Below are 26,060 nucleotides of genomic sequence, written 5' to 3' on the forward strand. Positions count from 1 at the left end.
TTGTGGGCTATGTGTAACAGCCTTGTGTATAGAATGGCTATTTTTATAGTTAATTGATATATATGGCAATTTTTAGGATTGTTTACGGGGGGCTGGCCCGGTGGCAGGAAAATGAATTGTTAAAATTATGATATATATCACATTTGTTAACATGCTCGTTTATGAAATTTAAATTTCATTATTGCGTCTGTTTTATTTTTTATTCGAAATCGGGGGGTGTCAAAAAGCTTCATCACCTCGATACGCGTTTTGCCGCAGGGTGACGGTTGCGCTCAATGCCCGGCGGCGGCAGGAGCTGCGGATGCACCGCTGGCGTCACCCTGGAAACACAATTGAGAACCGCCAATTATCATAGTGATACTCATGCTCTCGTTTTGATAATCAGCGGCGACCTCATGCGCTTTTTATTCGTTAACCGGCCGCTATTTTTAGATACGCCTCACATAACTCAGCCTGAAATAACCCTTTATTTATAGGTGGCATAGCCATTGCTTTAATCCGTTATCTTTCTTTGTGAGTGGAGACTGAAAAATATGGATACATTGCTAGTTGGCAGTGAGGTGCCCCGCGTAGACGGGCTCGCCAAGGTGACGGGTAAAGCGGTCTACGGCGATGACATTATTATGAACAATATGCTGTATGGCGTTTGTCGCTACGTGGATATTCCTGCCGGGCGCATCGATGCGCTCGACCTGTCGGAGGCGGAAAAAGTGCCCGGCGTCGTGCGTATTGCCACCTGGAACGATATCCCCGGTCAGCGCAAGCTGGGAGCGATTGTTCCCGATCATCCGCCGATTATCGACAAGGAGATCGCCTACCGCGGCGACGTGGTTGCCGTAGTGGCGGCGGAAACCTACGAGGCAGCCTGCATCGCCGTCGATAAAATCAAAATCACCTACACCCCGTGGGAGCCGATTACCTCCCCGGAAGAGGCGATGAAGCCCGGGGCGCGCCTTATTCACAGCGAACTCGATAGCAATATCATCAACCGCCACCACACGGCGAAGGGCGATATCGATGCCGGTTTTGCCGCCTCCACCCATATCTTCGAACGTGAGTATGAGGTGGGGTTCCAGGAGCACGGCTATATTGAGCCGGAATCGATTACCGCCTACCTGGACAATAATGAACAGATCATGACCATCGAAGGGTCGATTCAGAACGCTCACCGCACCCGGGCGGTGATTGCCAAATATCTCGACCTGCCCCAGGCGAAGGTCAACATTAAGCGCTCCGTCCTCGGCGGCTCCTTCGGCGGTAAAGATGACATTATCGATAACGTCTCCTGCCGCGCGGCGCTGCTGGTGCACCTGACCGGGCGGCCGGTTAAGATCTCCTATAACCGCGAACAGTCGATGCGCGAGAGCTACAAGCGGCATCCTTATAAGATGAAATACCGCATTGGCGTGGACGACGACGCGCGCATTCAGGCGATTAAAATCGACATTATCGCCGATGGCGGCAGCTACTGCGGCCAGACGGTGTTTGTCACCTGGCGCAGTTCCGTGCAGGCGGCGGGCCCCTACAACATTCCTAACGTGCGCGTCGATCTGGTGGGCGTTTACACCAACAACAACTATACCTCGGCCTACCGCGGCTACGGCGCGCCGCAGGTCATTTTCGCCAACGAATCGCTGATGGATGACGTGGCGGGCGAACTGGGCCTGTCGCCCGTTGAGTTCCGCCTGCGCAATATTCTCAAGCAGGGCGATACCAGCATGGCCGGGCAGGTCTTCAGCGAGCATACCGTCTCCGCGCGGGAGGTGCTGGAGAAGACGCTGCTCAAGGCCGAATACGAGGCCAAACGCGAGCACTACAAAAAGCTTAACGCGGAAGGCGGCCCGATCCGCTACGGGATTGGCTTCGCGCTGAGCCATCGCGGCTGCTCTCTGGGGGCCGAGGGGCTGGATGCGTCCTCGGCGCTGATTCAGGTGAATGCCGACGCCAGCGTGAACATCTCCACCTCGGTATCCGAGAACGGGCAGGGGCTGCAGACCACCATGTCGCTGCTGGCGGCGGAAGCCTTTGGTATTGGGCTCGACCGGGTGATGTTTAGCGAACCGGCCACCGCGATGATCGCCGACGGCGGCTCAACGGTCGCTTCGCGCGGTACCCTGATGGGCGGACAGGCGATTCTGAGCGCGGCGAACAAAATTAAACAACGCATGGCGGACGCCGTCAGGGAAACGCTGAAAGCGCAGAGCATCGACGATATCGCCTGGCAAAATGGCAAGGTGTTCAACCGCCACAGCCCGGAGCTGAGCCTCAGCTTCCAGCAGGTGTGCGATATGACCCGGGCTACCGGGGCAAACCTCTCCGCCTACGGCTGGCACGTGGCGCCGAATATTCACTGGGATGAAGAGAAGGGCTGCGGCAGCCCCTATTTCACCTGGGTGTACGGCTGCCAGCTGGCCGACGTGGCGGTGGATATGCGCACCGGCAAAATCACCGTCAATAACGTCGTCGCCACCCACGATGTCGGTAAAGTCATTAACCCGGTTGGTTTTAGCGGCCAGGTCTACGGCGGCGTGCTGCAGGGGATGATCGGCTACGGCATGCTCGAGGATTTCAACACCGAGCACGGCGTGGTGAAATCGGAAAACTTCGATACCTATCTGCTGCCGACCATCAAGGATATGCCGCACATTGATATCATTGCGGTGGAAAACTACGATAAAGCGGGCCCGATGGGGGCGAAAGTTATCGGCGAACCGGTACTTGAACTGGGCGCTGCGGCTCTCAATAACGCGGTGAGCTTCGCCATCAACCGCCCCAACCGAATCCTGCCGCTGACCCTCGAGCAGGTTCGCCTGGGTTATAACCTCAAGAAGCCGGAGCGCCAGAGCGAGCAGATGCTGGAGTCTGGCGATAAGAAACAGGTTCACCGCCTCAACACCCTGTCGCTGAGCGTCCCGCAAACCCTGAAAGAGGCCCTGACGCTGATGGCCGAGAAGGGGGCAATGCCTATTGCCGGCGGCACCGATGTGCTGGTGCAGGCCCGGATGCTGTCCGGCGAGGTGCCGCTTGTCAACATCGCCGGACTGGCGGAGCTGAAAGAGATTTTTGACGTTGAGGGCGGGATCTCCATTGGCTCCGGCGTCTGCTTTACCGACCTGGTTAAGCATCCGTTGATTCAGCAGCGCTATCCGCTACTGGTTACGGCCTGTAAAACCGTCGGCTCCCTGCAGCTGCGCAACCGGGCAACGATCGGCGGCAATATCGTCAACGCCGCCCCGTGCGCGGACTCCATGCCGCCGCTCATTATCTACGATGCGGAAGTAGAGCTGCGCAGCGCGCGCGGAACGCGCCGGATGCCGGTCAGCGAATTTGTCGTGGGCGGCTATCGCACCCTTCTTGAGCCTGATGAGCTGGTTGTCCGCTTTATCCTGCCGGCGCCGACGCAGCAGCCGCTGATCAATCGCTATCTGCAGCTTGGCCGGCGCAATGCGTTGAACATTACGCGCCAGAGCTTAACCGGGCAGTTTATGGTCGATAAGGGCGTGGTTCGCCTGTGCCGTCTGGTGGATGGTGCGCTGATGGCCAAACCGCAGCGGTTGACTGAGGTTGAGCAGGCGCTCACCGGGAAGGCGTTAGACGCCGCCGCCATTGACTATGCGGCCGGGGTACTGCACGACAAGGTAGAAAAAGCCATCGGCGGACGCTGGTCTGCGCCTTATAAAGTCCCCGTATTTATCGATATGTTCCGGCAGATGCTGCAGGAAGTTATGACAGAGCAGAAAAAATAAGGAGCCATGAACATGAACCATATTGAGCTAAAAGTGAATGGCATCCGCATTGCCCGCGATGTGAAAGACAATGTCCGCCTGATCGATTTTCTGCGCGAGGAGCTGAAGCTCACCGGCACCAAAGAGGGCTGCTCGGTGGGCGAGTGCGGAGCCTGCACCGTGATTATGGACGGCAAATCCGTCTGCTCCTGCCTGCTGCTGGCCGCCCAGTGCAGCGGGGCGGAGGTCACTACCGTCGAAGCGCTGCATCACGATCCGGTCGGTAAAAAATTGCAGAACGCCTTTATTCGTCACGGCGGCGTTCAGTGCGGCTTCTGCACGCCCGGCGTGTTGATGAGCGCCAAGGCGCTGCTGGATGCCAACCCGACCCCTAGCGACGATGAGCTGAAAGAGGCGCTGGAGGGGAATATCTGCCGCTGTACGGGATATCAGCCGATCATTACCTCGATTAAAGCGGTGCTGAAATCCTGATCGCCGCAAGCGCCGCCGTCGCCAGCCGGCGGCGGCGTTGTATTCGGCTTCAGGGGGAGGATGACGATGAGCAAAAAAATGGATAAACAGTGCGTTATGCTGGCCGCCGGGCTCTCCAGCCGGATGGGCAAATGGAAAATGATGATGCCGTGGGGCGAGGGAACGATTCTCGATAGCGCTCTTGCCAGCGCCCTGGCGTTCTGCGATCGGGTGGTGCTGGTGACGGGGTTTCGCGGCGACGAACTGGCCGCGTGCTATCGGGATCATCCGGGCGTTGAGGTGGTCTTTAACCCGCAATATCAGGACGGTATGTTCTCTTCTATTCAGTGCGGGGTAGGCCATATTCGCGCTTCGCGCTTCTTTCTGGCGCTGGGCGATATGCCGGAGATCACGCCGGGCGTCTACCGCCGGCTGTGGGCCAACGCCGACGCCGGGAGCTGCATTATTCCGGCCTACGATCGCGGTAAAGGCCATCCGGTTCTTCTGCCCCAGCGGGCGATTTCTCTGATTCGTCGCGCGCCGCAAGGGGCCACCCTGCGGGACGTTATCAGTCAGATGGCGGCGCGCGTTATCCCCGTGGCGAATCAGGGGATTCACTGGGATGTTGACACTCCGCTGCAGTATCTTGAGGTCGCGCGCCGCTGCCGCAAAGATCTGGCCGCCGTCGGTTAGCGCTGGCGCAGGGAAGAAGAAAAGACAATATCGCCCCGGGGCGCACAGCGCCGGGGCGATATTTTTTACCCCGCGGCGCTTTCGCGCAGACGGGCTTTCAACTGGCTGTATTCCTCACTGACGTACCGTTCGGCGGCCCGCTGATCGGCAATACGCTCAACGTTAACGGCGCAGTACTTGTACTCCGGGGTTTTGGTTATCGGGCTGAGATTCTCGGTGACCAGCTCGTTGCAGGCGCCGATCCACCACTGATAGGTCATGTAGACCGCCCCTTTATTCGGCCTGTCGCTGATTTTCGCCCGGGAAATCACCTTGCCTTTGCGCGAGTTAACCCACACCAGCTCTTCGTCCTCAATCCCGAGCCGCTTGGCGTCGGCGGTGTTGATCTGGATGTAGCCCGGTTCGTCCGCCAGTTTGGCCAGCGCAGCGCAGTTGCCGGTCATCGAACGGCAGGAGTAGTGGCCCACTTCGCGCACCGTGGAGAGCACCAGCGGATAGGCATCGCTCAGCTTATCGACCGGCGCCTGCCATTCGCAGGTGAAGAACTGCGCCAGCCCGTTCGGCGTGGAGAACCGTTCCGCAAACAGATACGAAGTGCCCTGGTCCGCCTCCGACTCGTCGCGGCACGGCCACTGCACGTAGCCCAGTTCTCCCATCTTCTCGTAGGTCGCGCCGAAGAAGTTGGGGCACAGATGGCGGAGTTCATCCCAGATCTGCTGCGTGTTGTCGTACTTCATTGGATACCCCATCCGGGTGGCGATTTCGCAGATGATTTGCCAGTCGGCCTTCAGATCCCACTTCGGCTCCACCGCCTTGAAAAAGCGCTGGAAGCCGCGGTCCGCTGCGGTATAGACGCCCTCATGCTCGCCCCACGAGGTCGAGGGCAGAATCACATCGGCCGCCGCGGCGGTTTTGGTCATAAAGATATCCTGGACAATAACCAGCTCCATCTCTTCGAAGGCCTGACGTACGGCGGAAAGCTCGGCGTCGGTCTGGAGCGGATCTTCCCCCATAATGTACGCCGCCCGCACTTCGCCGTGCGCCACGCGGTGCGGCAGCTCGCTGATGCGATAGCCAGGGTTCTCCGGCAGGCTCTCAACGCCCCAGGCGTTGGCGAACTTCTCCCGGTTTTCCGGGAATTTCACGTACTGATAGCCGGGATAGGTATCCGGCAGCGCGCCCATATCGCAGGCGCCCTGGACGTTGTTCTGGCCGCGCACCGGATTGACGCCGACGTGCGGTTTCCCCAGATTACCGGTGAGGATCGCAAGGCTGGTCAGGGAACGCACCGTTTCGACGCCCTGCCAGAACTGGGTTACGCCCATCCCCCAAAGAATCATGGCGTTTCCGGCGCTGGCGTACAGCCGCGCGCATTCGCGAATCTGCCTGACGCTGATGCCGGTGATGGTTTCCACCGACTCCGGCGTATAGCCTTCGACGATGTTGCGATACGCTTCGAAGCCTTCGGAACGCCCGGCGACGAAGGATTTATCGTAGAGATCTTCTTCGATAATCACCTGCCCGATGGCGTTGAGCAGTGCAATGTTGGAGCCGTTTTTCAGCGCCAGATGCAGGTCGGCGATGCGCGCGGTTTCGATTTTACGCGGATCGCAGACGATGATTTTGGCCCCGTTGCGTTTGGCATTGAGGATGTGATTCGCCACGATCGGGTGCGAATCCGCCGGGTTATAGCCGAAAATAAACACCAGATCGGTATTATCGATCTCGGTGATGGCATTACTCATCGCGCCGTTGCCGACCGACTGGTGCAGACCTGCAACCGAAGGGCCGTGTCAGACGCGTGCGCAGCAGTCGACGTTATTGGTACCAATAACGGCGCGCGCAAATTTTTGCATGATGTAGTTGGTTTCATTGCCGGTGGCGCGCGAAGATCCGGTGGTCTGAATCGCATCCGGCCCGTACTTCGCTTTTATGTCGCTGAGGCGGTTTGCCACGTAATCGAGCGCTTCCTCCCAGGAGACGGACTCCAGCTTACCGCCGCGCCGGCGGCGGATCATCGGCGTTTTCAGGCGCGGCGTGAGGATCTGCGGGTCGTCAATAAAATCCCAGCCGTAGTAGCCCTTCAGGCACAGGGTGCCCTGATTATTTTTCCCCATCGCAGCGTCGGCGCGGGTAATTTTTCCCTCTTCTACCGTGAGCTGCATTTTGCAGCCGGAGGCGCAGTAGGGGCAGACGGTCGTGACTCTTTTCATAGCAGTGGTCCTTAAACTTAGAACAGCAGGGCATAGCTAAAACGGCCGTTCAGGCCCTGCGCGATACCCTGCTGCACGACGGGAATCGCCAGCAGCAGCAGGGTGATCAAGGCAAACAGGAGTCTGGTGAGCATCATTACCCCTCCTGCGCTTCTTCAGGCTGTCTCTCCTTCTGAACTTTGCGCAGCAGGAGCCACATTCTGACGGTTCTGACGGCCATGTTGCGCGCCGCCGAGCTTGGCGGGGCCGGATCGGGGACCGGCGTTTCGTGGTTAACGCGGAATGGCACGCTGCCGTTGAGGGTGAGGTTGGCGACGATAGCCGTCAGAGTGCCAATCGTAATCCCGCTGTGCAGAAACAGCTGAACCATCGGCGGAAACTGGGTAAACAGATTGGGCACCAGCACCGGCATCATGCCGAGGCCGAGCGTTAATGCCACCACCATACCGTTATTATTGTTGCGGTAGTTGACCTGTCCCAGGGTACGAATACCGGACACCGCCACCATACCGAACATGACAATGCCCGCGCCGCCGAGGATCGGTTTCGGTATCAGCACCACCAGCGCCGCCATCCTCGAGAACACGCCCATCAGAATCAGAATGATGCCGGAGACCGACACCACAAAACGGCTGCGCACCCCGGTTAAACCGATCAGGCCGACGTTCTGCGCGAAGGCGGCATAGGGAAACAGATTGAAGAAGCCGCAGATAGTGGTCGCGATACCGCAGGTGTTGAGGCCGTTGCGCAGCATCTTCGCGTCCACCTTTTTCCCGACGATATCCCCGGTGGCCATCATCGAGGACATGGTTTCCACCATCACCACCACCATCACCATCGACAGCAGGGCGACGGGGATAATATGAAATTCAGGTTTGGCGAAGGGCATCAGGATCGGCAGATGGAGCCAGGGGGTGGCGTGGACGAGGCTAAAGTCGAGAGGCTTAAAGCAGCTCCAGAGTACGGTGCCGATGATAAGACCGATCAGCACCGACGTGTTTTTCACGACGCCGGAGGCAAAGGTGTAAATATTGAGAATAATCACCAGCGTGATTGCCGCCATCAGCAGCGAGAAGGGGGCGCCAAAGCCGCTCATTTCGCTGCTCCCGCCGCCAATCCACCCGCCTGCCACCGGCATAATAGACATGCCGATAAGCGTGACGATGCTGCCCATCACCACCTTGGGAAAGAAGCGGATGAGCTTGCTAATCCACGGCGCGCAGCAGAGGATAAAAATACCGGACACGATCACCGCCCCGGAAATACCGCCGATCCCGTACTCCTTACCGATCAACACCATCGGGATCAGCGCGGCGAAGGTACAGCCCTGGATAAGCGGCAGCCGACAGCCGAGCCACTTACCGACCCCCAGCGACTGCACGATGGTGGCCGCGCCGCAGATAAACAGGTCGGCGCTGATCAGTAAAATAATGTGCTCCGGCGGGAGCCCTACCGCATTACCCACAACGAGCGGAACCGCCACGGCGCCCGCGTACATCACCAGCACGTGCTGTAGCCCATAAAGAATCATTTGCGTAACGGGTAAAATTTCATCGACCGGTGCGGTCGAGCTCCCGTTTTGTGAGGCGGAATTGGCGATATCTTTCATGAAGTTGTTATCTCCTGTACGACTTCACTCTGTATAAACATGAACAGAGCCGAAGTTACGATTCGAAGGCCGCTGCCTCCCTGAGCCGATGCGTTCATCAGCGTGTTGCGCGCACGAGAAGTAATATGCGTAAGCTGTGCCAAAAATAAGCGCCTGGAGAATTGAAGGAGAATTGTGTGAAATAACTCACGAGAAAAAGGCGGGAATATCGACGCGCTGCGAAACTTCTCAAATAAATCTCGTGGTGAATAAACGCGCGCTATCACATTGAGACAGGGAGCGTCTCATTTTGGTATCACGCGCGATACGTTGAATTATCAACATGATTAAACCCTGAGCGCGGAGAATAATTTTTGTTCAGCGAGAGCGGATATATATCGCGCCGCTAAGTGGGAGTGGGCCTGTTTTTTTGAGACGGCTCGCAAAAATAAGCACCATATGAATACCCTGAACAAAAGCGCCTGATTATTGCATTGCTTCCCGGTGAGTCCTGGAATAATAAAGGGAAGCAAATGAATAAATTTATTGTTGCCGATTCTGCAAACTGTATTGGCTGCCACGCCTGTGAAGTGGCCTGCGTCACCTCTCATCGCCAGGACAGCTGGCCCCGGCAGCGCAGCGACTTTCTGCCGCGCATTCGGGTGTTCTTCCACCGCCACGCCAGCAGCGCGACGACCTGCCGCCACTGCAACGACGCGCCCTGCGTCGGCTCCTGTCCGACCCAGGCGCTGCGCGTGGCGAACGACAGCGTTCAGTTTACAGAGGCGCTGTGCATCGGCTGTAAAAACTGCGTCATCGCCTGTCCCTTTGGGGCCATTGAGATGGTGGCCAACGATGACGACGCGCCGCAGCTGGCGCAGAAATGCGATCTTTGCAGCCAGCATCCTTCCGGTCAGCAGGCGTGCGTGGCCAGCTGTCCAACCCAGGCGCTGCAACTGATGGATGAGGCCGCCGTTAACCGGCTGCGTAGCGCGCGGCAGATTCGCTCCGCGCTGGAAACCCCGCTGGGCACCGTTCGCGGCGCCAGACGCAGCGCGATACTCAATAAACCTCCGCGGGTGGGGGCGAAAAAAGTGCCCGCCGATGACCGCATCCAGCACTTCGGCGAAATCTATCAGCCGCTGAGCGAGTGCGATGCGGAGTATGAGAGCGAACGCTGTCTCTACTGCGCGCAGAAAGCGTGGTGCAACTGGACCTGTCCTTTACATAATCATATTCCCGATTTCATCCGCCTGGTGAACGAGGGCAAGATTATCGAGGCGGCGGAGCTGTGCCATCAGAGCAGCTCCCTGCCGGAGATTTGCGGCCGCGTCTGTCCGCAGGACAGGCTGTGCGAAGGGGCCTGCACCTTAAAGAACGAAGGCGGCTCGGTCGCCATTGGCAACCTTGAGCGCTATATCACCGATACCGCCCTGGCGATGGGCTGGCGACCGACAATCGGCACAGTGGCCCCGCGCCCGGAGCGGGTGGCGGTGATTGGCGCCGGGCCCGCCGGACTGGGCTGCGCCGATATTCTCGTGCGCGCGGGCGTGCACGTTGACGTGTTCGATCGCCATCCGGAAATCGGCGGCCTGCTGACCTTCGGTATTCCGCCGTTCAAGCTGGATAAAAACGTGCTTGAGAAGCGACGCGACGTTTTTAGCGCCATGGGCGTCAATTTTCATCTCAACCAGGAGGTGGGGCGCGACGTGGCTTTTGCCGATCTGGTGAAAAACTATGACGCCGTCTTCCTCGGCGTGGGCACCTACGGTCTGATGGCCGCCGGCCTGGAGGGAGAGAACGCCCCCGGCGTGATTCAGGCCCTGCCGTTCCTGATTGCCAGCACCCGCGAGGTGATGGGGCTCGAAGAGAGCCCCGAGTATCCGCTGACCGACATTAAGGGGAAACGGGTGGTAGTGCTTGGTGGGGGAGATACGGCGATGGACTGCCTGCGCACCGCCGTTCGCCGCGGCGCAGCGAGCGTGACCTGCGCCTACCGTCGCGATGAGCTGAGCATGCCCGGATCGAAAAAAGAGGTGGTGAACGCGCGGGAAGAGGGGGTGAAATTTGAGTTTAACGTGCAGCCGCAGCGCATTCAGCTCAACCGCAAGGGGCAGGTCTGCGCGGTGGAGATGATCCGCACGAAGATGGGCGAGCCGGGCCCGGACGGCCGCCGCCGGCCGCAGCCGATCCCGGATTCCGGGTTTGAACTTAAAGTCGATGTGCTCATTATGGCGTTTGGCTTTCAGGCTCACGAGATGCCGTGGCTGCGCGGCCACGGGATAAAGCTGGACCGCTGGGGGCAGATAGTGACCGGCGGCAAAGGGCGCGGAACGACGCAAACCAGCCATGACAAAATCTTTGCCGGCGGCGATGCCGTGACCGGCGCGGACCTGGTGGTCACCGCCATGGTTGCCGGGCGGCAGGCGGCCAGCGAGATGTTGATGCAATTCACGGCCCGGGAGGAGATATGACTCGTTTTATCGTTGCCAGTTCGCAGGCCTGCATCGGCTGCAGGACCTGTGAGGTAGCCTGTGCGCTGGAACACGTGGCGCCGGGGGCGGAGTTTCATCCTCGCCTGAAGGTGATGCGCCTCGACGAGCTTAGCGTGCCGGTGATGTGTCATCAGTGCGAGAATGCGCCCTGCGTGGGCGCCTGCCCGACCGGGGCGCTGAGCATGGGGGCGGAGAAAGTGGAGGCCGACGGCGGGCGCTGCATTGGCTGCCAGAGCTGCGTGGTCGCCTGCCCGTTTGGGGCGATTACCATTGAGGTGGAGGCCGGTGTGACGCCGGTTATCGTTAAGTGCGATCTTTGCGGCACCCGGGAGCGCGGCCCCGCCTGCGTTGATGTCTGCCCGACGGCAGCGCTGAGTATCATGACCGAAGAGCAGCTCAGCGCGCTGCAAAAGCAGCGCAATATCGCCACCGCCGCGCTGCTGTCGCTGTAAACCTCGCGCCCGGCGGCGCGGAAGCTGCCGGGCAATTTCATACGCCCGCGTTCTGTCAGCAAAAAAAAACCGGCCTGCCAGGCCGGTTTAGCGTTTTTACGCAGGCTACGCGGGGAGCGCATCCATTCGCGCCCACATTTTTTTCGCCACTTTCTGCGCTTCGCGGAATATCGGCTCGCAGTCGAAGCTGAACTGGCGATCCTCGTAGATCATCACGCCGTTCACCATGACGCTGCGCACGCTGTTTGCCCCCAGACCGAAGGCGATATGTCCGGCGATGTTTTCCGCGATAAGCGGCGTCGGCGCCATATAGTCGCAAATGGTGAGGTCCGCTTTATAGCCCGCCTCAAGGCGGCCAAAGCGGGCGTTGAAGTTGCGATTCAACAGTTCATTGCCGTTGCTCAGCGCCTTCGCGAAGCTGTCCGGCCACAGCGGCCCGCCGGCGTCGCGGTGTTTAAAGAAGGCAAACTTCATCTCCTCGAACATGTCGGAACCGATGCCGTCGGTGCCGAGCGCCAGATTGCGCATCTGCGGCAGGCGGGGGTTGTAGCCGACGTGGTTGTTCATGTTGGAGCGGGCGTTGTGCACCAGGAAGCCGTCCTGCGCGTTGAGCAGCTCGACGTCGGCATCGGAGATGTACAGGCCGTGGGCAATCAGCGTCTTACTGTTGATAAGGTCGAACTCCGCCAGCCGCACCAGCAGGTCCTTACCGTAAAGGTGATGGCTGTGAGAGACATCGTAGCGGTCTTCCGCCGCGTGGATATGCAGGCCGCGGCCGGTGGCTTTTAGCGCTTCGCGCAGCATCGCCAGACCCTCATCCGGCACGGTGAACGGCGCATGGGCGCCGATATGGGCCTCGACCAGATAAGGCTGGTCGCCCTTTTCGCGCGCGGCGTCGATCTCTCTGGCGAAGCGAATGTTCTCCTCAACGCTGTCGCGCAGCTCGCGGCTGCCAAAGTTGCGGTCGGTGGTTTCGAAGCAGGTCATCCCGCGCAGCCCGATTTTGAGGAAGGCGTTGCGCAGCTGGCTCAGGGAGCCCGCGATATAGTGGGGCGACGCATGATGATCGACAACCGCCGTGCAGCCGCTGCGCACGGCCTCCATGGCGCAGATCAGCCCGCTGTAGTAGAGCGACTCTTCGTCCAGCGCCCGGTCAAGGCGCCACCACAGGTTTTTCAGCGTGGAGATAAAGTCCGGGCTGGGGGCGATATTGGCCTGAATCCCCCGGGACAGGCCGGAATAAAAGTGATTGTGGGAGCAGACCATGCCGGGCATCACCAGCTGCCCGCGCATCTCTTTCACCTGCGCCTGCGGATAGCGCTGGCACAGGCCGGGGCCGACAGCGAGAATTTTATCGCTCTCAATGGCGATATCGACGTTCTCCCACACTTTCGCCGGATAGATCTGCGCGGCGGTGGCATTTTTCAGGATCAGGATACTCATACTTCAACGCCTCCCAGAAGATAGCTTTGGTGCTGATGAATATGGCTTATGATGCGGCACATGGCGTCCAGCTGGGCCGGTACCTCGTTAAACTGGCCGCGGTCGTTAATTTCCAGCTGCCACGTCTGGTCGTCCTGACGCACTTTGACGCTGGCGCCTGCGACGAAGAAGCCCGGATTGGTGCTGTTGACAAAATCCTGCTCCAGGCTGAACACGGTGATTTTGTCTTTATACGGTTTTCCCTGCCACGGGCAGAACTGAGCGCAGTTGCCGCATTCGTTGCAATAAGCATCCAGATGCAGGGTCTGGAAGCGATTCTGGAAGCCCGGCACGGCCACGGAAATATTGGCGCGGTTCGGACAGACGTCGACGCACTTGCTGCACACGTAGTTGCACTCCAGGCAGCGGCTGGCTTCCTGCTCGACAAAAGCCTCGCGCTGGTTTTTATCCACCAGCGTGACGGCGATGGCGCCTTTACGCTGGTACACCTTCGCCGGATCGACGTTGTTCCAGACTTTGTTTCCGTAGCTGCTGGCGATATTTTCCCGGGCCAGGATCGCGTCCGTGGCCCGTCGCGCGTTGCCGATAGCGGAGACGATAGAAGAGGGGCCGCGCTGAACGTCGCCGATCAGGAAGACGTTCGGTTTGCTGGTCTCGCCATCGGCGTTGACCACCGGCCAGCCCTGCGGGTCGAGCGGGATCCCCATTGCCGACAGCGCTTCGCCGTCCTGCTGCTCGCCGATGGCGGTAATCAGAGAGTCGACTTGCAGGGTGCGAATCTCATCGGTTTCCACCGGGCGGCGGCGGCCTTTCTCATCCGGCTCGCCGAGCTTCATGACGCGTACGACGAGCGTCCCGTCGGCGTTAAACTGTTCCGGGTTGCATAGCCACTCGAAGTCGACGCCGTCGAGCAGCGCCTCATCGTACTCTTCGCGCCAGGCGGGCATCTCTTGCTGCGAGCGGCGATAGACGATGGTCGCGCTCTGCACGCCGGGCACGCGCAGCGCCGCGCGGGCGCAGTCCATGGCGGTGTTGCCGGCGCCGACCACGGCCACGCGTTTGCCCAGGTTCAGCTCGGCGCCGCGGTTAAACTCGCGCAGGAACTGCAGCGACTTATGCACGTTCTGGTTATCGCCGCCCAGCTTCACGCCGCTGTTTTTATCGGTACCGGTGCCGACCAGCACGTAACGAAAACCCTTTGCCTGCAGTTTTTCCACGCTCAGATGCGGATCGCAGCCGTACTCAATTTTGACGCCGTGGGCGACGACAAAATCGATATCGTGCTGGATAAGCTCGCCGGGAATGCGGAACTGCGGAATGATATTCTTCACCACGCCCCCGGCGCTGGCTTCGCGTTCAAAAACCGTGACCGGATGCCCGGCGCGGGCGAGGAAGTATCCGGCGGCGAGACCGGCAGGGCCCGCGCCGATCACCGCTACCGGGTGCCGGGAGCCGGATCCCGCGGGCTTATGCCAGCGGCTGCGGTACTCGTCCCAGCCTTTCTCCAGCGCCACTTTTTTCAGCTCACGGATGTTGAGCGCGCTGTCGTAATCCAGACGCGTACAGTTGTACTGGCACTGGTGGTCGCAGATATGACCGGTGATGGCCGGCAACGCGTTGCGCTGATAAATCAGCTCCAGCGCGTCGGCGTAGCGATGCTCGCCCAGCAGGCGGATATACTCCGGAATATCCTGCTTGATGGCGCAGACCGTCACGCAGGGGGCGACGTAGCAGTCCAGCAGCGGCAGCGGCTCGCCGGTATCAATGCGCTCTTCCGGCTTCCACTGTTTCTGGGTGTAGTCCATGCTCACCGCTTTTTCCGCCAGCGCGTTGAGGCGCTCGACGTCGATCTGCGTCATGTTCCAGCCGTCGGCTTTCTCCAGCTCGCGCATGCACTCGCTCAGGCGCAGATATCCTCCCGGCTTCAGCAGGTCGGTGGCCATGGTGATAGGGCGAATGCCGGTGTCGAAAATCTCGCGAATGTTGAGCTGGCTGGCGCCGCCGGAGTAGGAGATCGGCAGCTTGCCGTCAAACGCCCGCGAGAGCAGGGCGGCTACGTTGATCGATAGCGGGAATAGCGCGCGGCCGGACATATACATTTCATCTCCCGGCAGCGCTCCCTTGTTGTTGACGGTGCCGAGGGTGTTGGTCAGCTTGACGCCAAAGCCGAGGCTGCGCGCTTTCGCCAGCGCCATCAGGCGCGTCAGCATCTCCAGCGCCCGGTCGATCTTAAGGTCGTGGTCAAACGACGCTTCGCTAAGGCCGATATAGCCGAAGCCGCAGGCGTCGAGGATCTGGCGAACGCGCGGATAGCCGAGCAGGGTCGGGTTGAGCTTCACAAAGGTATTGAGGTTTTTCTCCGTCAGCATATAGCGGCAGATGGCTTCGATCTCGTCCGGCGGGCAGCCGTGCATGGTTGAGAGGGTGACGCCCTGAACCAGCCTGGCCGGCACGCGCTGGGCCAGATTGTCCAGCCCGTCTTTGCGCGCGCAGGTTGGCAGGCTGTCGATAAAGGTTCTATTTTGCAGCCAGCGGTTCAGGGTGTCGCGGTACTGGGCGAATTTAGGATGGGCGGAGGCGTCCATCATGTTGTCGATAAATTCCTGCATTGGCGGCTGCTTAATACCGTCAAGGTTGTAGCCAACGCTCATATTGAAAATAAACGACTTGCTCTCTTTATGGGTGCCCAGCGGAAAGACCTGCTCCAGCAGATGCAGCGTGAACCAGGCTTTCAGGTACTCATCCCAGGCTTTTTTGAGGGTAAATTCGGTGGACCACTCGGTGTTGAAGCACTCATCTTCGGCATCGATGCAGGGCTTTTCCAGCTCCAGGCGGTCAAGGATCTGTACGGTTTTCAGCTCGATAAACCGCCCGCCGGTTAGCCAGGCGGTAATAATGTTCTGCGCCAGCTGGGTATGCGGCCCGGCTGCCGGGCCGAGCGGCGTCGCGCAGCTTTCGCCGAATACGCCGATCGACCGCTGCGCCTGCGGCGTATAAAACTGTTGCTCGGGGATGCCAAAAATAGTCCGCTGACTCTGATACTCGTCGAAAATGCGCGTTAAAAGCTCCTCAAACGGCACGGGACGCATTATATCTCCCATAACCCTCTCCTTAGATATCATTGTAAGATCGACATTGCCGGTGGTAATCATCCCGACGGATAACGAAAGAGGAGCAACAATCACACCAGTTATTCAAACCGCGGCGGTAGAATAATTAATTTGTGAACCAGGTCGAAACTCGACGCGAATGCGTGAATAATTCCACAGCGGATAAATGAGAACTCAAATCAATACGCTTTATCATTCGGCGAGATTTCTCAAAATCAGATCCTGAATATCAGAATGATAATTTATGCCGGCCGTTCGGCGGTGATTTCAGCGGGCGGCTTTCTTTTACCGCGGCGACAGAGGAAATATTCGGCGTAGGATGCCTGCCGCAGCGTCATTACGGCTAACGAAATGACCTGTCTCACAATTTGCGATGAAAAACGGCGGCTAAGTATAAATATTGCATAGTCGATACGGGTCGCTGCGACGCTATTTCAACGCCGGGTAGACTCTCAAACTGAGAACCCGGGGAAATATCGCAGATAAACAAATAGAGCCGTAAACATCGCCTTTGAGGTTGGTATGAATATTTTTGCAGAAGCAGCACGACTTGAGGAGCAGAACCGTCCCTTTGCCCTGGCGCAGATTGTCGAAAGTCGGGGCTCCACCCCCCGACACTCCGCTCAGATGCTTATCCGGGAGGACGGTTCGATTGTGGGCACCATTGGCGGCGGAATGGTGGAGCGTAAAGTCATCGATGCGGCGCTGGAAGCGCTGCGCGAACGGGCGTCGCGAATGTTTCACGGCCGCATGGCGCGCACCGGCAGCGACGCCGTGGGCTCCGATTGCGGCGGCGCGATGTCGGTTTACATCAGCGTGCACGGCCTGCGCCCGCGCCTGCTGCTGGTCGGCGCCGGGCACGTTAACCGCGCGGTTGCCCACGCCGCGGCGCGGGTGGATTTTGACATCTGCGTCGGCGATATCTATTCCGCCAGCCTTTGCCCCGACGCTTTTCCGCTTTCGGCGCGGCTGGTGCACGCTGCCAGCTTTACGGACGTAGTGGAGGCGATGGCGGTCCGGCCGCAGGATTTCGTGCTGATTGCCACCAACAACCAGGATCGGGAGGCGCTGGACAGGCTGATAACCCAGCCGGTGGCGTGGCTGGGGCTGCTGGCCAGCCGGCGGAAAGTGCAGGCCTTTGTCCGCCAGATGCGGGAAAACGGCGTAACGGAGGCGGATATCAGCCGTCTGCGGGCGCCGATTGGCTATGACATCGGCGCCGAGACGCCAAACGAGATTGCCATCAGCGTGCTGGCGGAGATCCTGCAGGTGAAAAACGGCGCGCCGGGGGGGCTGATGAACCAGGTGAGGCAAGCGTGCCAGCCGGATTGTCTGGCTGAGGCGGTTGAGGTCTGAGCTTCTGCGAGGGGAAATGTTGCCGGGAGGTTCCCGGCAACCCGTGGCGTACAGCTTATTGGCTAATAATGGTGCCCGTTTTTCCTTCAATCCCCTCTTTGGCTTTGCTCAGCATCGTGATCAGCGCTTTACGCCCCGGCCCTGAGCGGGCGAAGGCGGCGGCGGCTTCCACTTTTGGCAGCATTGAGCCTTTGGCAAAGTGCCCCTCTTCGATAAAGCGTTCGGCATCGCGCAGGGAGAGGTTATCCAGCCACTGCTCGTCAGGTTTACCGAAGTTGATCGCCACCTTTTCTACGGCGGTGAGAATGATCAGCAGGTCGGCGTCGATCATCTCCGCCAGCTTCGCGCTGGCCCAGTCCTTGTCGATAACCGCGCTGGCGCCGCGCAGATGGTTACCCTCGCGAATCACCGGAATGCCGCCGCCGCCGACGGTGATCACCACGTGGCAATCATCCATCAGCGCTTTTACCGTTTGTTTCTCGATAATATCTACCGGCATGGGCGAGGCGACGACGCGACGGTAGCCGCGCCCGGCGTCCTCTTTCATGATGTAGCCGTTTTGGCTCAGCTTTTCGGCCTCTTCTTTGCTGAAGAACGAGCCGATGGGCTTGGTCGGATTAAGAAATGCCTTATCGTTAGCATCCACTTCCACCTGGGTTATCAGGGTCGCCACCGGGATATCCAGCTGGCGCGTTAGCAGTTCTTCACGAATCGCGTTCTGCAGGTCGTAGCCGATGTAGCCCTGGCTCAGGGCCACGCAGACCGACATCGGCAGCATGGGCGTATGGGCCTCGGTTTTTGCCGCGGCCTCGAAAGCCTGGTTGATCATGCCCACCTGCGGACCGTTGCCGTGAGTGACCACCACCTGGTGGCCAAGGGCGATAAGATCGACGATCGTCCGGGCGGTGTGTCGTACGGCCTGCATCTGTCCGGCGAGATCGTCGCCCAGCGCATTCCCGCCGAGAGCGAGAACAATTTTTTTACTCATAGCTTCCTCTCATTACGTTTCTGTTCCGCTGACGGCCTGGTGAGCGGTGGAAAAGGGTTGTCGGCGTAAAAAGCGGCCCTGTCCGGCGATGCCGGTAAAGGTGCCGTTATCAAAGATCACTCTGCCGTGGGAGAGCGTCTGGCGAATCGCGCCCTGACAGATAAAGCCTTCATAGGGTGAATAGTCGGCGTTGTCGTGCAGCATGGCATGACGGATGGTGGTGGTACGCTGCGGATCGATGATAACCACGTCGGCATCGGCGCCGGGCGCCAGCAGCCCCTTCTGCGGCCACAGGCCAAACAGCTTCGCCGGGTTGGCGCTGGTGAGCGCCACAAAGCGCTCAGGGGTGATGCGCCCGGTCATCACGCCGTGCGAGAACAGCAGCAGCAGCCGGTTTTCCACCCCCGGCAGGCCGTTCGGGCAGCGGCTAAAGTCGCCGCCGGAGATCTGCCTGCGCTGCTGCGCAGAGAACGCGCAGTGGTCGGTGGCGACCGTGTCAATATCTCCATCATGGATACCGCGCCATAGCGCATCGTTGTTGCTGGCGTTGCGCAGGGGAGGGCTGAGCAGATAGTTAAGCGCGTCTTCGCGCTCGTAGCAGCGCTCGTCCAGCAGCAGATACTGCGGACAGGTCTCCACCCACACCGGCTGGTGGCGTCTTCTGGCCAGGCGCAGGTACTCCAGGCCCAGGGCGTTGGAAAGATGAACAATATAGAGCGGCGCGTTTCCCGCCAGCTGCGCGAGGTTGATTGTTCGGGCGATGGCTTCCGCCTCGCACTCCAGCGGGCGGCTCAGGGCGTGATAGCGCGGCGCGGTTTTACCGGCGTTGATAAATTCCGCCCGGCGCTGGGCGATGGCGGCATCGTTTTCCGGATGCACCGTCGTCAGCGCGCCGGCGCGCTGCAGGTGGCGCATCGCCTGCAATATCTCATCATCGCTGAGTTTGTACTGGTAGGTCAGATAGAGCTTAAAGCTGCTGATGCCGCTATCCACCATCATCGGGATCTCGTCGAGAATGCCGTGGTTAACGTGTTGGATAACGCCGTGAAAACTGTAGTCGATAACGGCTTTATAGGCGGCGTAGCCGCGATAGACCTCGAACTGGTGGCGCAGGTGGCAGCCGACGGGCCCGAAGCCCATATGATCAACAATGGTGGTGGTACCGCCGCAGGCCGCGGCCCGGGTGCCGGTAAAGAAATCATCGCAGCTGCGGGCGAGACCCACATCAATATTGAAATGCGTATGAACGTCGACGCCGCCGGGCATCACGTAGCAGCCCTCGGCGTCAATCACTTCGCAGGGTTGTTCTGCCTCAATAGAACTGGCAAGGCGCTTGACGAGGCCATCTTCAATGAGCAGGTCCTGCTTTAGCTGTCCGTCGGCGTTGACGACGAGGCCATTTTTAATCAGTACGCGCATAGAAACCTCAACATACCGCCGCAGAGCGCGGCGGCAGACAGGACGAACAATTACTCCGTGGCCAGCCAGCTCAGCGGGATAGCGGCATACATCGCGGCGCAGGTTACCAGATGCGATTTCCAGGTTTTCTCATTCGGCGCATGCGCCTCCGGCTCTTTCCCAGGCCCAAAGCCGATAACCGGAATGCCGTGGCGGCCCATAATGGAGACGCCGTTGGTGGAGAAGGTCCACTTATCCACCACCGGCGCTTTGCCGAACAGACCTTCATAGGCGTTGCTCAGGGCGCGAACGGTGAAGTGGTTCTCTTCCACTTTCCAGGTCGGGAAGTAGCATTCGGTCGGGTAGACCAGGCCGGTCCAGGAGGGGCGCTCGTAGTTGTACATCGAGACCACCGCGGCGGCTTTTTTCACCGCCGGCAGCGCGCGGATCTCTTCCAGCGCGCCTTCCCAGGTTTCGCCCCAGGTCAGACGGCGGTCAATGGAGACGGCGCAGCTATCCGCCACCGCGCAGCGGCTCGGCGAGGTGAAGAAAATCTCGGAAACGGTCAGGGTGCCTTTGCCGAGGAACTCGTCATCGCCCAGCTTGTGCGAAAGCTGTTCCAGCTCGGTGAGAACGGGCGCCATTTTGAAGATGGCGTTATCGCCGCGCTCCGGGGCGGAGCCGTGGCAGCTGACGCCCTGAACCTCCACGCGGATCTCCATACGCCCGCGCTGGCCGCGGTAAATCTGGCAGTCGGTAGGTTCGGTGCTGACCACGAATTCCGGACGTATGCCGGATTGTTCAATAATGTACTGCCAGCACAGGCCGTCGCAATCCTCTTCCTGAACGGTACCGGTCACCAGCAGGGTATACTCATCTTCCAGGCCCAGATCTTTAATGATTTTACCGGCGTAAACCATTGAGGCCATTCCGCCCTCCTGGTCAGACGCGCCGCGTCCGCCGATCAGCTCATCGGTCTCCATACCTTCGTACGGATCGAAGTTCCAGTTCTTGATGTTGCCAATGCCGACGGTATCAATGTGCGCGTCCATGGCGACCAGACGCGGGCCGTGGCCGATGTAGCCCAGCACGTTACCCATCGGATCGATTTCCACTTTGTCGAACCCGACTTTCTCCATCTCCTCTTTGATACGGTGCACCACGCGCTTCTCATCGCTGCTTTCGCTGGGGATGGCGATCATATCGCGCAGGAAGCGGGTCATCTCTTTTTCGTATTGTTTTGATTTTTCCAGGATCGCGTTGAACGGAATTTGCTTAGCCATAAGGATGTTCTCCAGTTCTGAATACGGGGGTCCCGCCGGGCGGGAGGAATGTTGATCAATCGGCTACTGCGCGGCCGGATGTTTGCCTTCCCAGACGACTTCGCGATAGTGCTTAACGTCGGTGTCGCCTTCGGTGCTAATCACCAGCACCACGGAATCGCTATCCAGCTTGAGCTTGTGCATCAGCGCTTCGCGCTGCGGATGGAAATGAATCGCCGCCAGCAGACCGAGACCGACGGCGCCGGATTCGCCGGAAATAACGCGCGGATCCTGGCCTGCCGGGTTTCCCAGCACCCGCATGCCGAGGGCGGCGACGGCGTCCTGACAGGAGACGAACTGCGTGGCGCAGTTGCGCAGCACTTCCCAGCCCAGCGGGTTGGGCTCACCGCAGGCGAGACCGGCCATAATGGTGGCCATATCGCCGCTAACGTTGACGATCTGGCCCTTCAGCGCAGAGCGGTAGAGACAGTCGGCCAGCTCCGGCTCGACGATAATGGAATGGAGATGCTTCGCGCCGTAGACATCGGCCAGGTAGCCCAGCACGCCGCCCGCCATCGCCCCCACGCCGCCCTGCAGAAGCACGTGCGTCGGACGGGCGATACCCATTGAGGAGAGCTGTTCTACCGTTTCATCGGCGAGGGTGGCGTAGCCCTGCATAATCCAGGTCGGAATTTTTGTGTAGCCTTCCCAGGCGGTGTCCTGCACCACCTCCCAGCCGTTTTTCTGCGCGGTCTGCATGGTAAAGCGGACGGTGTCGTCGTAGTTCATGTCGGTGACGATACACTCGGCGCCGAGGCGCAGTATGGCGTCAACCCGCTCCTGCGCGGAGCCTTTCGGCATATAGATGACGGCGTTCTGGCCCAGCTGGCGGGCTGCCCACGCCACGCCGCGGCCGTGGTTGCCGTCGGTCGTGGTGGCGAACGTCATCTTCTCTTTGATGCTGGATTTGAGCGTTTCGAAGGAGAGATCGTTGATATCTAAATGATATTTTTCACACAGCAGCCGGGCGATAGCATAAGAGCCGCCGAGCATTTTGAAGGCGTTGAGGCCAAAGCGCCGGGATTCATCTTTAACGAGGATTTTTTGTACCCCAAACAGCGCGGAAAGTTCGTTCAGCGCCACCAGCGGCGTAGGCTGATAGCCGGCGATCTTTTGATGAAAGCGGCGAGCCTGCTGCGCCTGCTGGCGTGAAAACAGCGGTGAAGTCTCTCCGTTAAAAAAACGGTTTTCGGCAATATCCATTTTCAGTGAGAAAGCAGACATACTCGATCCTTATCCTTTTTGAAATGCGAAAGTCGTGGGGCTGGCCCGCAGGCCAGCCTGGGGATTATTTGATGCGTTTCTGCGCTTCCTTGAGCAGCTGCTCCAGCACTTTGCCCGGGTTCGCGTATTTGCGGCAGACGATCATCGCGGCGATGATATACGGCTTCCAGCTGGCCTCTTTGTAGGTCGGGATCCGGTACTTCTCGAAGACTCCCTCGGTGACTTCGCCCGCGTCGCAGGAGACGCCGGTGATATCCGCCGGCAGGCAGTGCATATACAGCGCGTCACCGTCGCGGGTGTGCTTCATCATCTCTTCCGTACAGTGCCAGTCTTTATGGCCGGCGTTCTGCTCAAGGCAGGCTTTCTCCAGCGCCTTCAGACCTTCATGGTCATTTGCGCGCAGCAGCTCGGTGCGTTTTTCCATTACCTTGTACGGCGCCCAGGATTTCGGATAGACGATATCGGCGTCTTTAAAGGCTTCCTCCATGCTGTTCACCTGGCGGAAGCTGCCGCCGGAGGCCTGGGCATTGTTTTTTGCCACTTCGATAACGTCAGGGATCAGGTCGTACCCTTCCGGGTGGGCGAGGGTGACGTCCATACCGAAGCGGGTCATCAGGCCGATAATGCCCTGCGGCACCGAGAGGGGCTTGCCATAGCTCGGCGAGTAGGCCCAGGTCATGGCGATCTTCTTACCTTTCAGATTCTCCAGCGAACCGAAGTGCTCGCGCAGCCAGGCGAGATCGGCCATGGATTGCGTCGGGTGGTCGATATCGCACTGCAGATTGATCAGCGCCGGTCGCTGCGGCAGGACGCCCTGCTTGTGGCCGTCGTCCAGCGCTTCGCCGACTTCGCGCATGTAGGCGTTGCCCGCGCCAAGGAACATGTCATCGCGAATGCCGATGGCGTCGGCGCAGAAGGAGATCATGTTGGCGGTTTCACGGACCGTTTCGCCGTGGGCAATCTGCGATTTCCCCTCATCCAGATCCTGTTGCGCCAGCCCTAACAGATTAAGCGCGGAAGCATAGGAGAAGCGGGTACGGGTTGAGTTATCGCGGAACACGGAAATACCCAATCCGCTGTTGAACACTTTGGTGGCGATATTTTCAGCGCGTAGCGTTTTTAGCGCGGCGGCGACGTCCAGCACCTGTTTCAGCTCATCCGGCGATTGTTCCCAGGTCAGCAGAAAGTCTTTCTCACTGAGATGAGAGTTAAGTTTATTGATATCCTTAATCAGTTCGTTAACAGTTTTCATGTTTCAATCCTGGTCGTGAATGACGGCTTATTGATTGCTGTGCGGTCGGATATGCAGAGTTGCCGAATTAGCGACTGCCAGCGCTGTATTACCACTAACAATAAGCGTGCCAAATCCTCCGGGAGAGGCGGCGGAGAGGATTGAATAGTTAAGATTATGCTAGGTCTGTCACGAATTCAGGCGAGTTATCCCGGGAAGGGAAAGGTGAAATTTTTCCCCCCGCCGTCCATTTCAGCGGGACAGGCGCGGGTTGCCGCCGTAAATAATGCGATTATCATCTTCACATTGCGCCAATATGATAAAAACCGCTGCAAATTTATCATAATGATAAGAAACTGTGATAGCTCTTGCATATTTAAGATAAGGTGGGGGAATTGGCCCTATCTATATCAACGCGGGTGGCTAAAAGGAGTGGTATCATTCCCCGCAGATAAATAAAGCCGCTTCGCTTGACGCCGAACAGGTGAGCAATAATAGAAGGCCGATAGACATGATACCGTCCAAAGCACCCTCCATTTTAATGCAGATTCAGCCTACAATTCAAAAGTTTGCAAGGATGCTATCCAGCGTGCTGCAGCTGGAGGTCGAGATTGTTGATAACGAATTATACCGGGTCGCCGGAACTGGCGCTTATAGTAAACAGATTGGCTATAAATTAAATTCAAATTCACGGCTTCTGCGTTACATTATTGAAACACAGACCGAGAAGGTCGTCACCCATTCCCGCTTCGACCCCCTGTGTAAAGACTGTAACAATAAGGAGAAATGCGAAGAGAAAGCCTTTCTTGGCACGCCGGTGATGTATCACGACCGCTGCGTCGGCGTTATTAGCCTGGTTGCGCTGACGCGCGAGCAGCAGGAACGTATAAATGCGAATATCCAGGAGTTTTCTGATTATGTTCGTCATGTCTCAACCATATTCGTTTCCCGCTTTTTGCAGGAGCGGGCGGTCGGCGACAATATCCATAAAATATTTTTAACCATGATCGAAAATATGGATCAGGGCGTTCTGGTCGTGGGCAACGATCAAAGAGTCAAATTTGCCAACCAGGCCGCTTTGAAAATAATGAGCGTCACTCAGGGACAGGTGATTGGTAAGTCAATCCAGTTTCAGCCGTTGACCTTCGAAGATAATTTCAAGCACGGCCATATGCAGCACATTATCTCCTTTGACGATCGCAAGGAGCTCATTATCGGCCAGCTGCACGCGGTGCAGGATCAGTGGTTATTTTTAATGGCGTTCCATCAGTCGCACTCTTCGGCCGATTTCAGCTGCGGGCAGGAAGGGCCGCAGATTGAGGCGATGGTGGGAGAGTGTCGACCTATGCGGCAGCTTAAAAAGCTGATCAGCCGCGTGGCCCCGAGCCCCTCCAGCGTAATGATTGCCGGTGAAAGCGGGACCGGGAAAGAGGTGGTTGCCCGCGCTATCCACAAGCTCAGCGATCGCCACGCGAAGCCCTTTATCGCGATTAACTGCGCCGCGATACCCGAGCAGCTGTTAGAAAGCGAACTGTTTGGCTACGTGAAGGGGGCGTTTACCGGCGCATCGGCAAACGGTAAGACCGGCCTGATTCAGGCGGCCAATAGCGGGACGCTGTTTCTTGACGAAATTGGCGATATGCCGCTCACTCTGCAGGCCAAGCTGCTGCGGGCCATTGAGTCACGTGAGATTCAGCCGGTGGGCGCCAGCCATCCGGTTCAGGTCGATATTCGTATCATATCCGCGACCAATCAAAACCTGGAACAGTACATCGCGGAAGGGAAGTTCCGCGAAGATCTCTACTATCGTCTGAACGTGATTCCGCTGCGCCTGCCGCCGCTGCGCGAACGTCAGGAGGACATTGAGCTGCTGATTCACTATTTCCTGCATCTGCATACCGGTCGTCTCAATCTGGTTTATCCCGGCGTCGCGCAGGACGTGATCGATTTCCTTAAGCGCTATCGCTGGCCGGGCAATATTCGTGAACTCAGCAACCTGATGGAGTACCTGGTTAACGTGGTGCCGTCGGGAGAAATCATCGATATGTCGCTGCTGCCGCCGAATCTGTTAAGCAGCGGTGAAGCGGCGAGCCAGGCGACGTCGTCGGCTTCAGCGTCAGCGACACTCACTCAGGAGGAGAACGTGACGGCGCTGGAGGAGATGGAGCGGCAGATGATCCGCGATGCGCTCTCTCGCTACAGTAATAAAAAGCAGGCGGCGGATGAGCTGGGCATCGGCATCGCCACGCTGTATCGCAAAATAAAGAAATATTCGCTGGCGGCGGGTCAGAACTGACGGGAACTGCGGGCAATAAAAAATCCACGCGAGCGCGTGGATTTTGTGGAGGGCA

At 58.7% G+C, this 26,060-nt stretch carries 15 protein-coding genes and 1 pseudogene; 7 read left to right on the top strand and 9 right to left on the bottom strand.

Annotated elements, in window-relative coordinates:
• Positions 1-533 precede the first annotated feature (533 nt).
• The 3 genes from JLG71_RS11005 to JLG71_RS11015 all read left to right on the top strand — a co-directional run bounded on the left by JLG71_RS11005 (position 534) and on the right by JLG71_RS11015 (position 4,889).
• Positions 534-3,746: a molybdopterin cofactor-binding domain-containing protein gene (locus JLG71_RS11005; protein ID WP_064375333.1), complete on the top strand. Its 3,213-nt coding sequence runs from the start codon at positions 534-536 to the stop codon at positions 3,744-3,746.
• 12 nt (positions 3,747-3,758) lie between these two features.
• Positions 3,759-4,217 (top strand): (2Fe-2S)-binding protein, encoded by a 459-nt coding sequence (locus JLG71_RS11010; protein WP_064358145.1) that lies wholly within the window; start codon positions 3,759-3,761, stop codon positions 4,215-4,217.
• Positions 4,218-4,283: 66 nt separating this feature from the next.
• Positions 4,284-4,889, top strand: coding sequence for a nucleotidyltransferase family protein (locus tag JLG71_RS11015; RefSeq protein WP_064375332.1), 606 nt, complete (start codon positions 4,284-4,286; stop codon positions 4,887-4,889).
• 65 nt (positions 4,890-4,954) lie between these two features.
• On the opposite strand, the gene fdhF is transcribed toward JLG71_RS11015, so the two are convergent.
• Positions 4,955-7,102: a formate dehydrogenase subunit alpha gene (gene fdhF / locus JLG71_RS11020; RefSeq protein ID WP_077625410.1), complete on the bottom strand. Its 2,148-nt coding sequence runs from the start codon at positions 7,100-7,102 to the stop codon at positions 4,955-4,957.
• Positions 7,103-7,238: 136 nt separating this feature from the next.
• Entirely contained in the window at positions 7,239-8,711 is a 1,473-nt protein-coding gene (locus JLG71_RS11025) for a nucleobase:cation symporter-2 family protein (protein ID WP_025108440.1), read from the bottom strand.
• Between the two features lie 512 nt (positions 8,712-9,223).
• Between JLG71_RS11025 and ygfT the strand changes: the two genes are divergently transcribed.
• Positions 9,224-11,164 (top strand): formate-dependent uric acid utilization protein YgfT, encoded by a 1,941-nt coding sequence (ygfT, locus tag JLG71_RS11030; RefSeq protein ID WP_064405783.1) that lies wholly within the window; start codon positions 9,224-9,226, stop codon positions 11,162-11,164.
• Entirely contained in the window at positions 11,161-11,637 is a 477-nt protein-coding gene (locus JLG71_RS11035) for a 4Fe-4S dicluster domain-containing protein (RefSeq protein WP_014229768.1), read from the top strand. The genes ygfT and JLG71_RS11035 overlap by 4 nt, the downstream gene beginning before the upstream one ends.
• A gap of 105 nt (positions 11,638-11,742) precedes the next feature.
• Here the strand turns inward: JLG71_RS11035 and ssnA are convergent, their stop codons facing one another.
• The gene (gene ssnA, locus JLG71_RS11040; RefSeq protein ID WP_162933644.1) at positions 11,743-13,074 is read right to left on the bottom strand and encodes a putative aminohydrolase SsnA; all 1,332 of its coding nucleotides are present in this window, start codon (positions 13,072-13,074) and stop codon (positions 11,743-11,745) included.
• A gap of 2 nt (positions 13,075-13,076) precedes the next feature.
• Positions 13,077-16,181, bottom strand: coding sequence for a putative selenate reductase subunit YgfK (ygfK, locus tag JLG71_RS11045; RefSeq protein WP_200914212.1), 3,105 nt, complete (start codon positions 16,179-16,181; stop codon positions 13,077-13,079).
• Positions 16,182-16,712: 531 nt separating this feature from the next.
• Here ygfK and JLG71_RS11050 point away from each other — a divergent pair.
• Positions 16,713-17,489, top strand: a pseudogene (locus JLG71_RS11050) (XdhC family protein); the annotation flags it as partial.
• A gap of 112 nt (positions 17,490-17,601) precedes the next feature.
• Here JLG71_RS11050 and arcC read toward each other — a convergent pair.
• The 5 genes from arcC to ygeW all read right to left on the bottom strand — a co-directional run bounded on the left by arcC (position 17,602) and on the right by ygeW (position 23,730).
• Complete coding sequence (gene arcC / locus JLG71_RS11055; RefSeq protein ID WP_014229764.1) at positions 17,602-18,534, bottom strand: carbamate kinase; 933 nt, start codon at positions 18,532-18,534, stop codon at positions 17,602-17,604.
• Positions 18,535-18,546: 12 nt separating this feature from the next.
• Entirely contained in the window at positions 18,547-19,953 is a 1,407-nt protein-coding gene (gene hydA, locus JLG71_RS11060; RefSeq protein ID WP_032749942.1) for a dihydropyrimidinase, read from the bottom strand.
• Between the two features lie 50 nt (positions 19,954-20,003).
• Positions 20,004-21,215, bottom strand: coding sequence for a YgeY family selenium metabolism-linked hydrolase (locus JLG71_RS11065; RefSeq protein WP_004851906.1), 1,212 nt, complete (start codon positions 21,213-21,215; stop codon positions 20,004-20,006).
• Between the two features lie 63 nt (positions 21,216-21,278).
• Entirely contained in the window at positions 21,279-22,478 is a 1,200-nt protein-coding gene (gene dpaL / locus JLG71_RS11070; protein ID WP_004851905.1) for a diaminopropionate ammonia-lyase, read from the bottom strand.
• A gap of 64 nt (positions 22,479-22,542) precedes the next feature.
• The gene (gene ygeW, locus JLG71_RS11075; protein WP_004851903.1) at positions 22,543-23,730 is read right to left on the bottom strand and encodes a knotted carbamoyltransferase YgeW; all 1,188 of its coding nucleotides are present in this window, start codon (positions 23,728-23,730) and stop codon (positions 22,543-22,545) included.
• Positions 23,731-24,220: 490 nt separating this feature from the next.
• Here ygeW and JLG71_RS11080 point away from each other — a divergent pair, with 490 nt between their 5' ends.
• The gene (locus JLG71_RS11080) at positions 24,221-26,005 is read left to right on the top strand and encodes a sigma-54 interaction domain-containing protein (protein ID WP_048262522.1); all 1,785 of its coding nucleotides are present in this window, start codon (positions 24,221-24,223) and stop codon (positions 26,003-26,005) included.
• Positions 26,006-26,060 lie beyond the last annotated feature (55 nt).

Origin of the sequence: Klebsiella michiganensis (genome assembly GCF_015139575.1) — a bacterium.
GTDB lineage: Bacteria > Pseudomonadota > Gammaproteobacteria > Enterobacterales > Enterobacteriaceae > Klebsiella > Klebsiella michiganensis.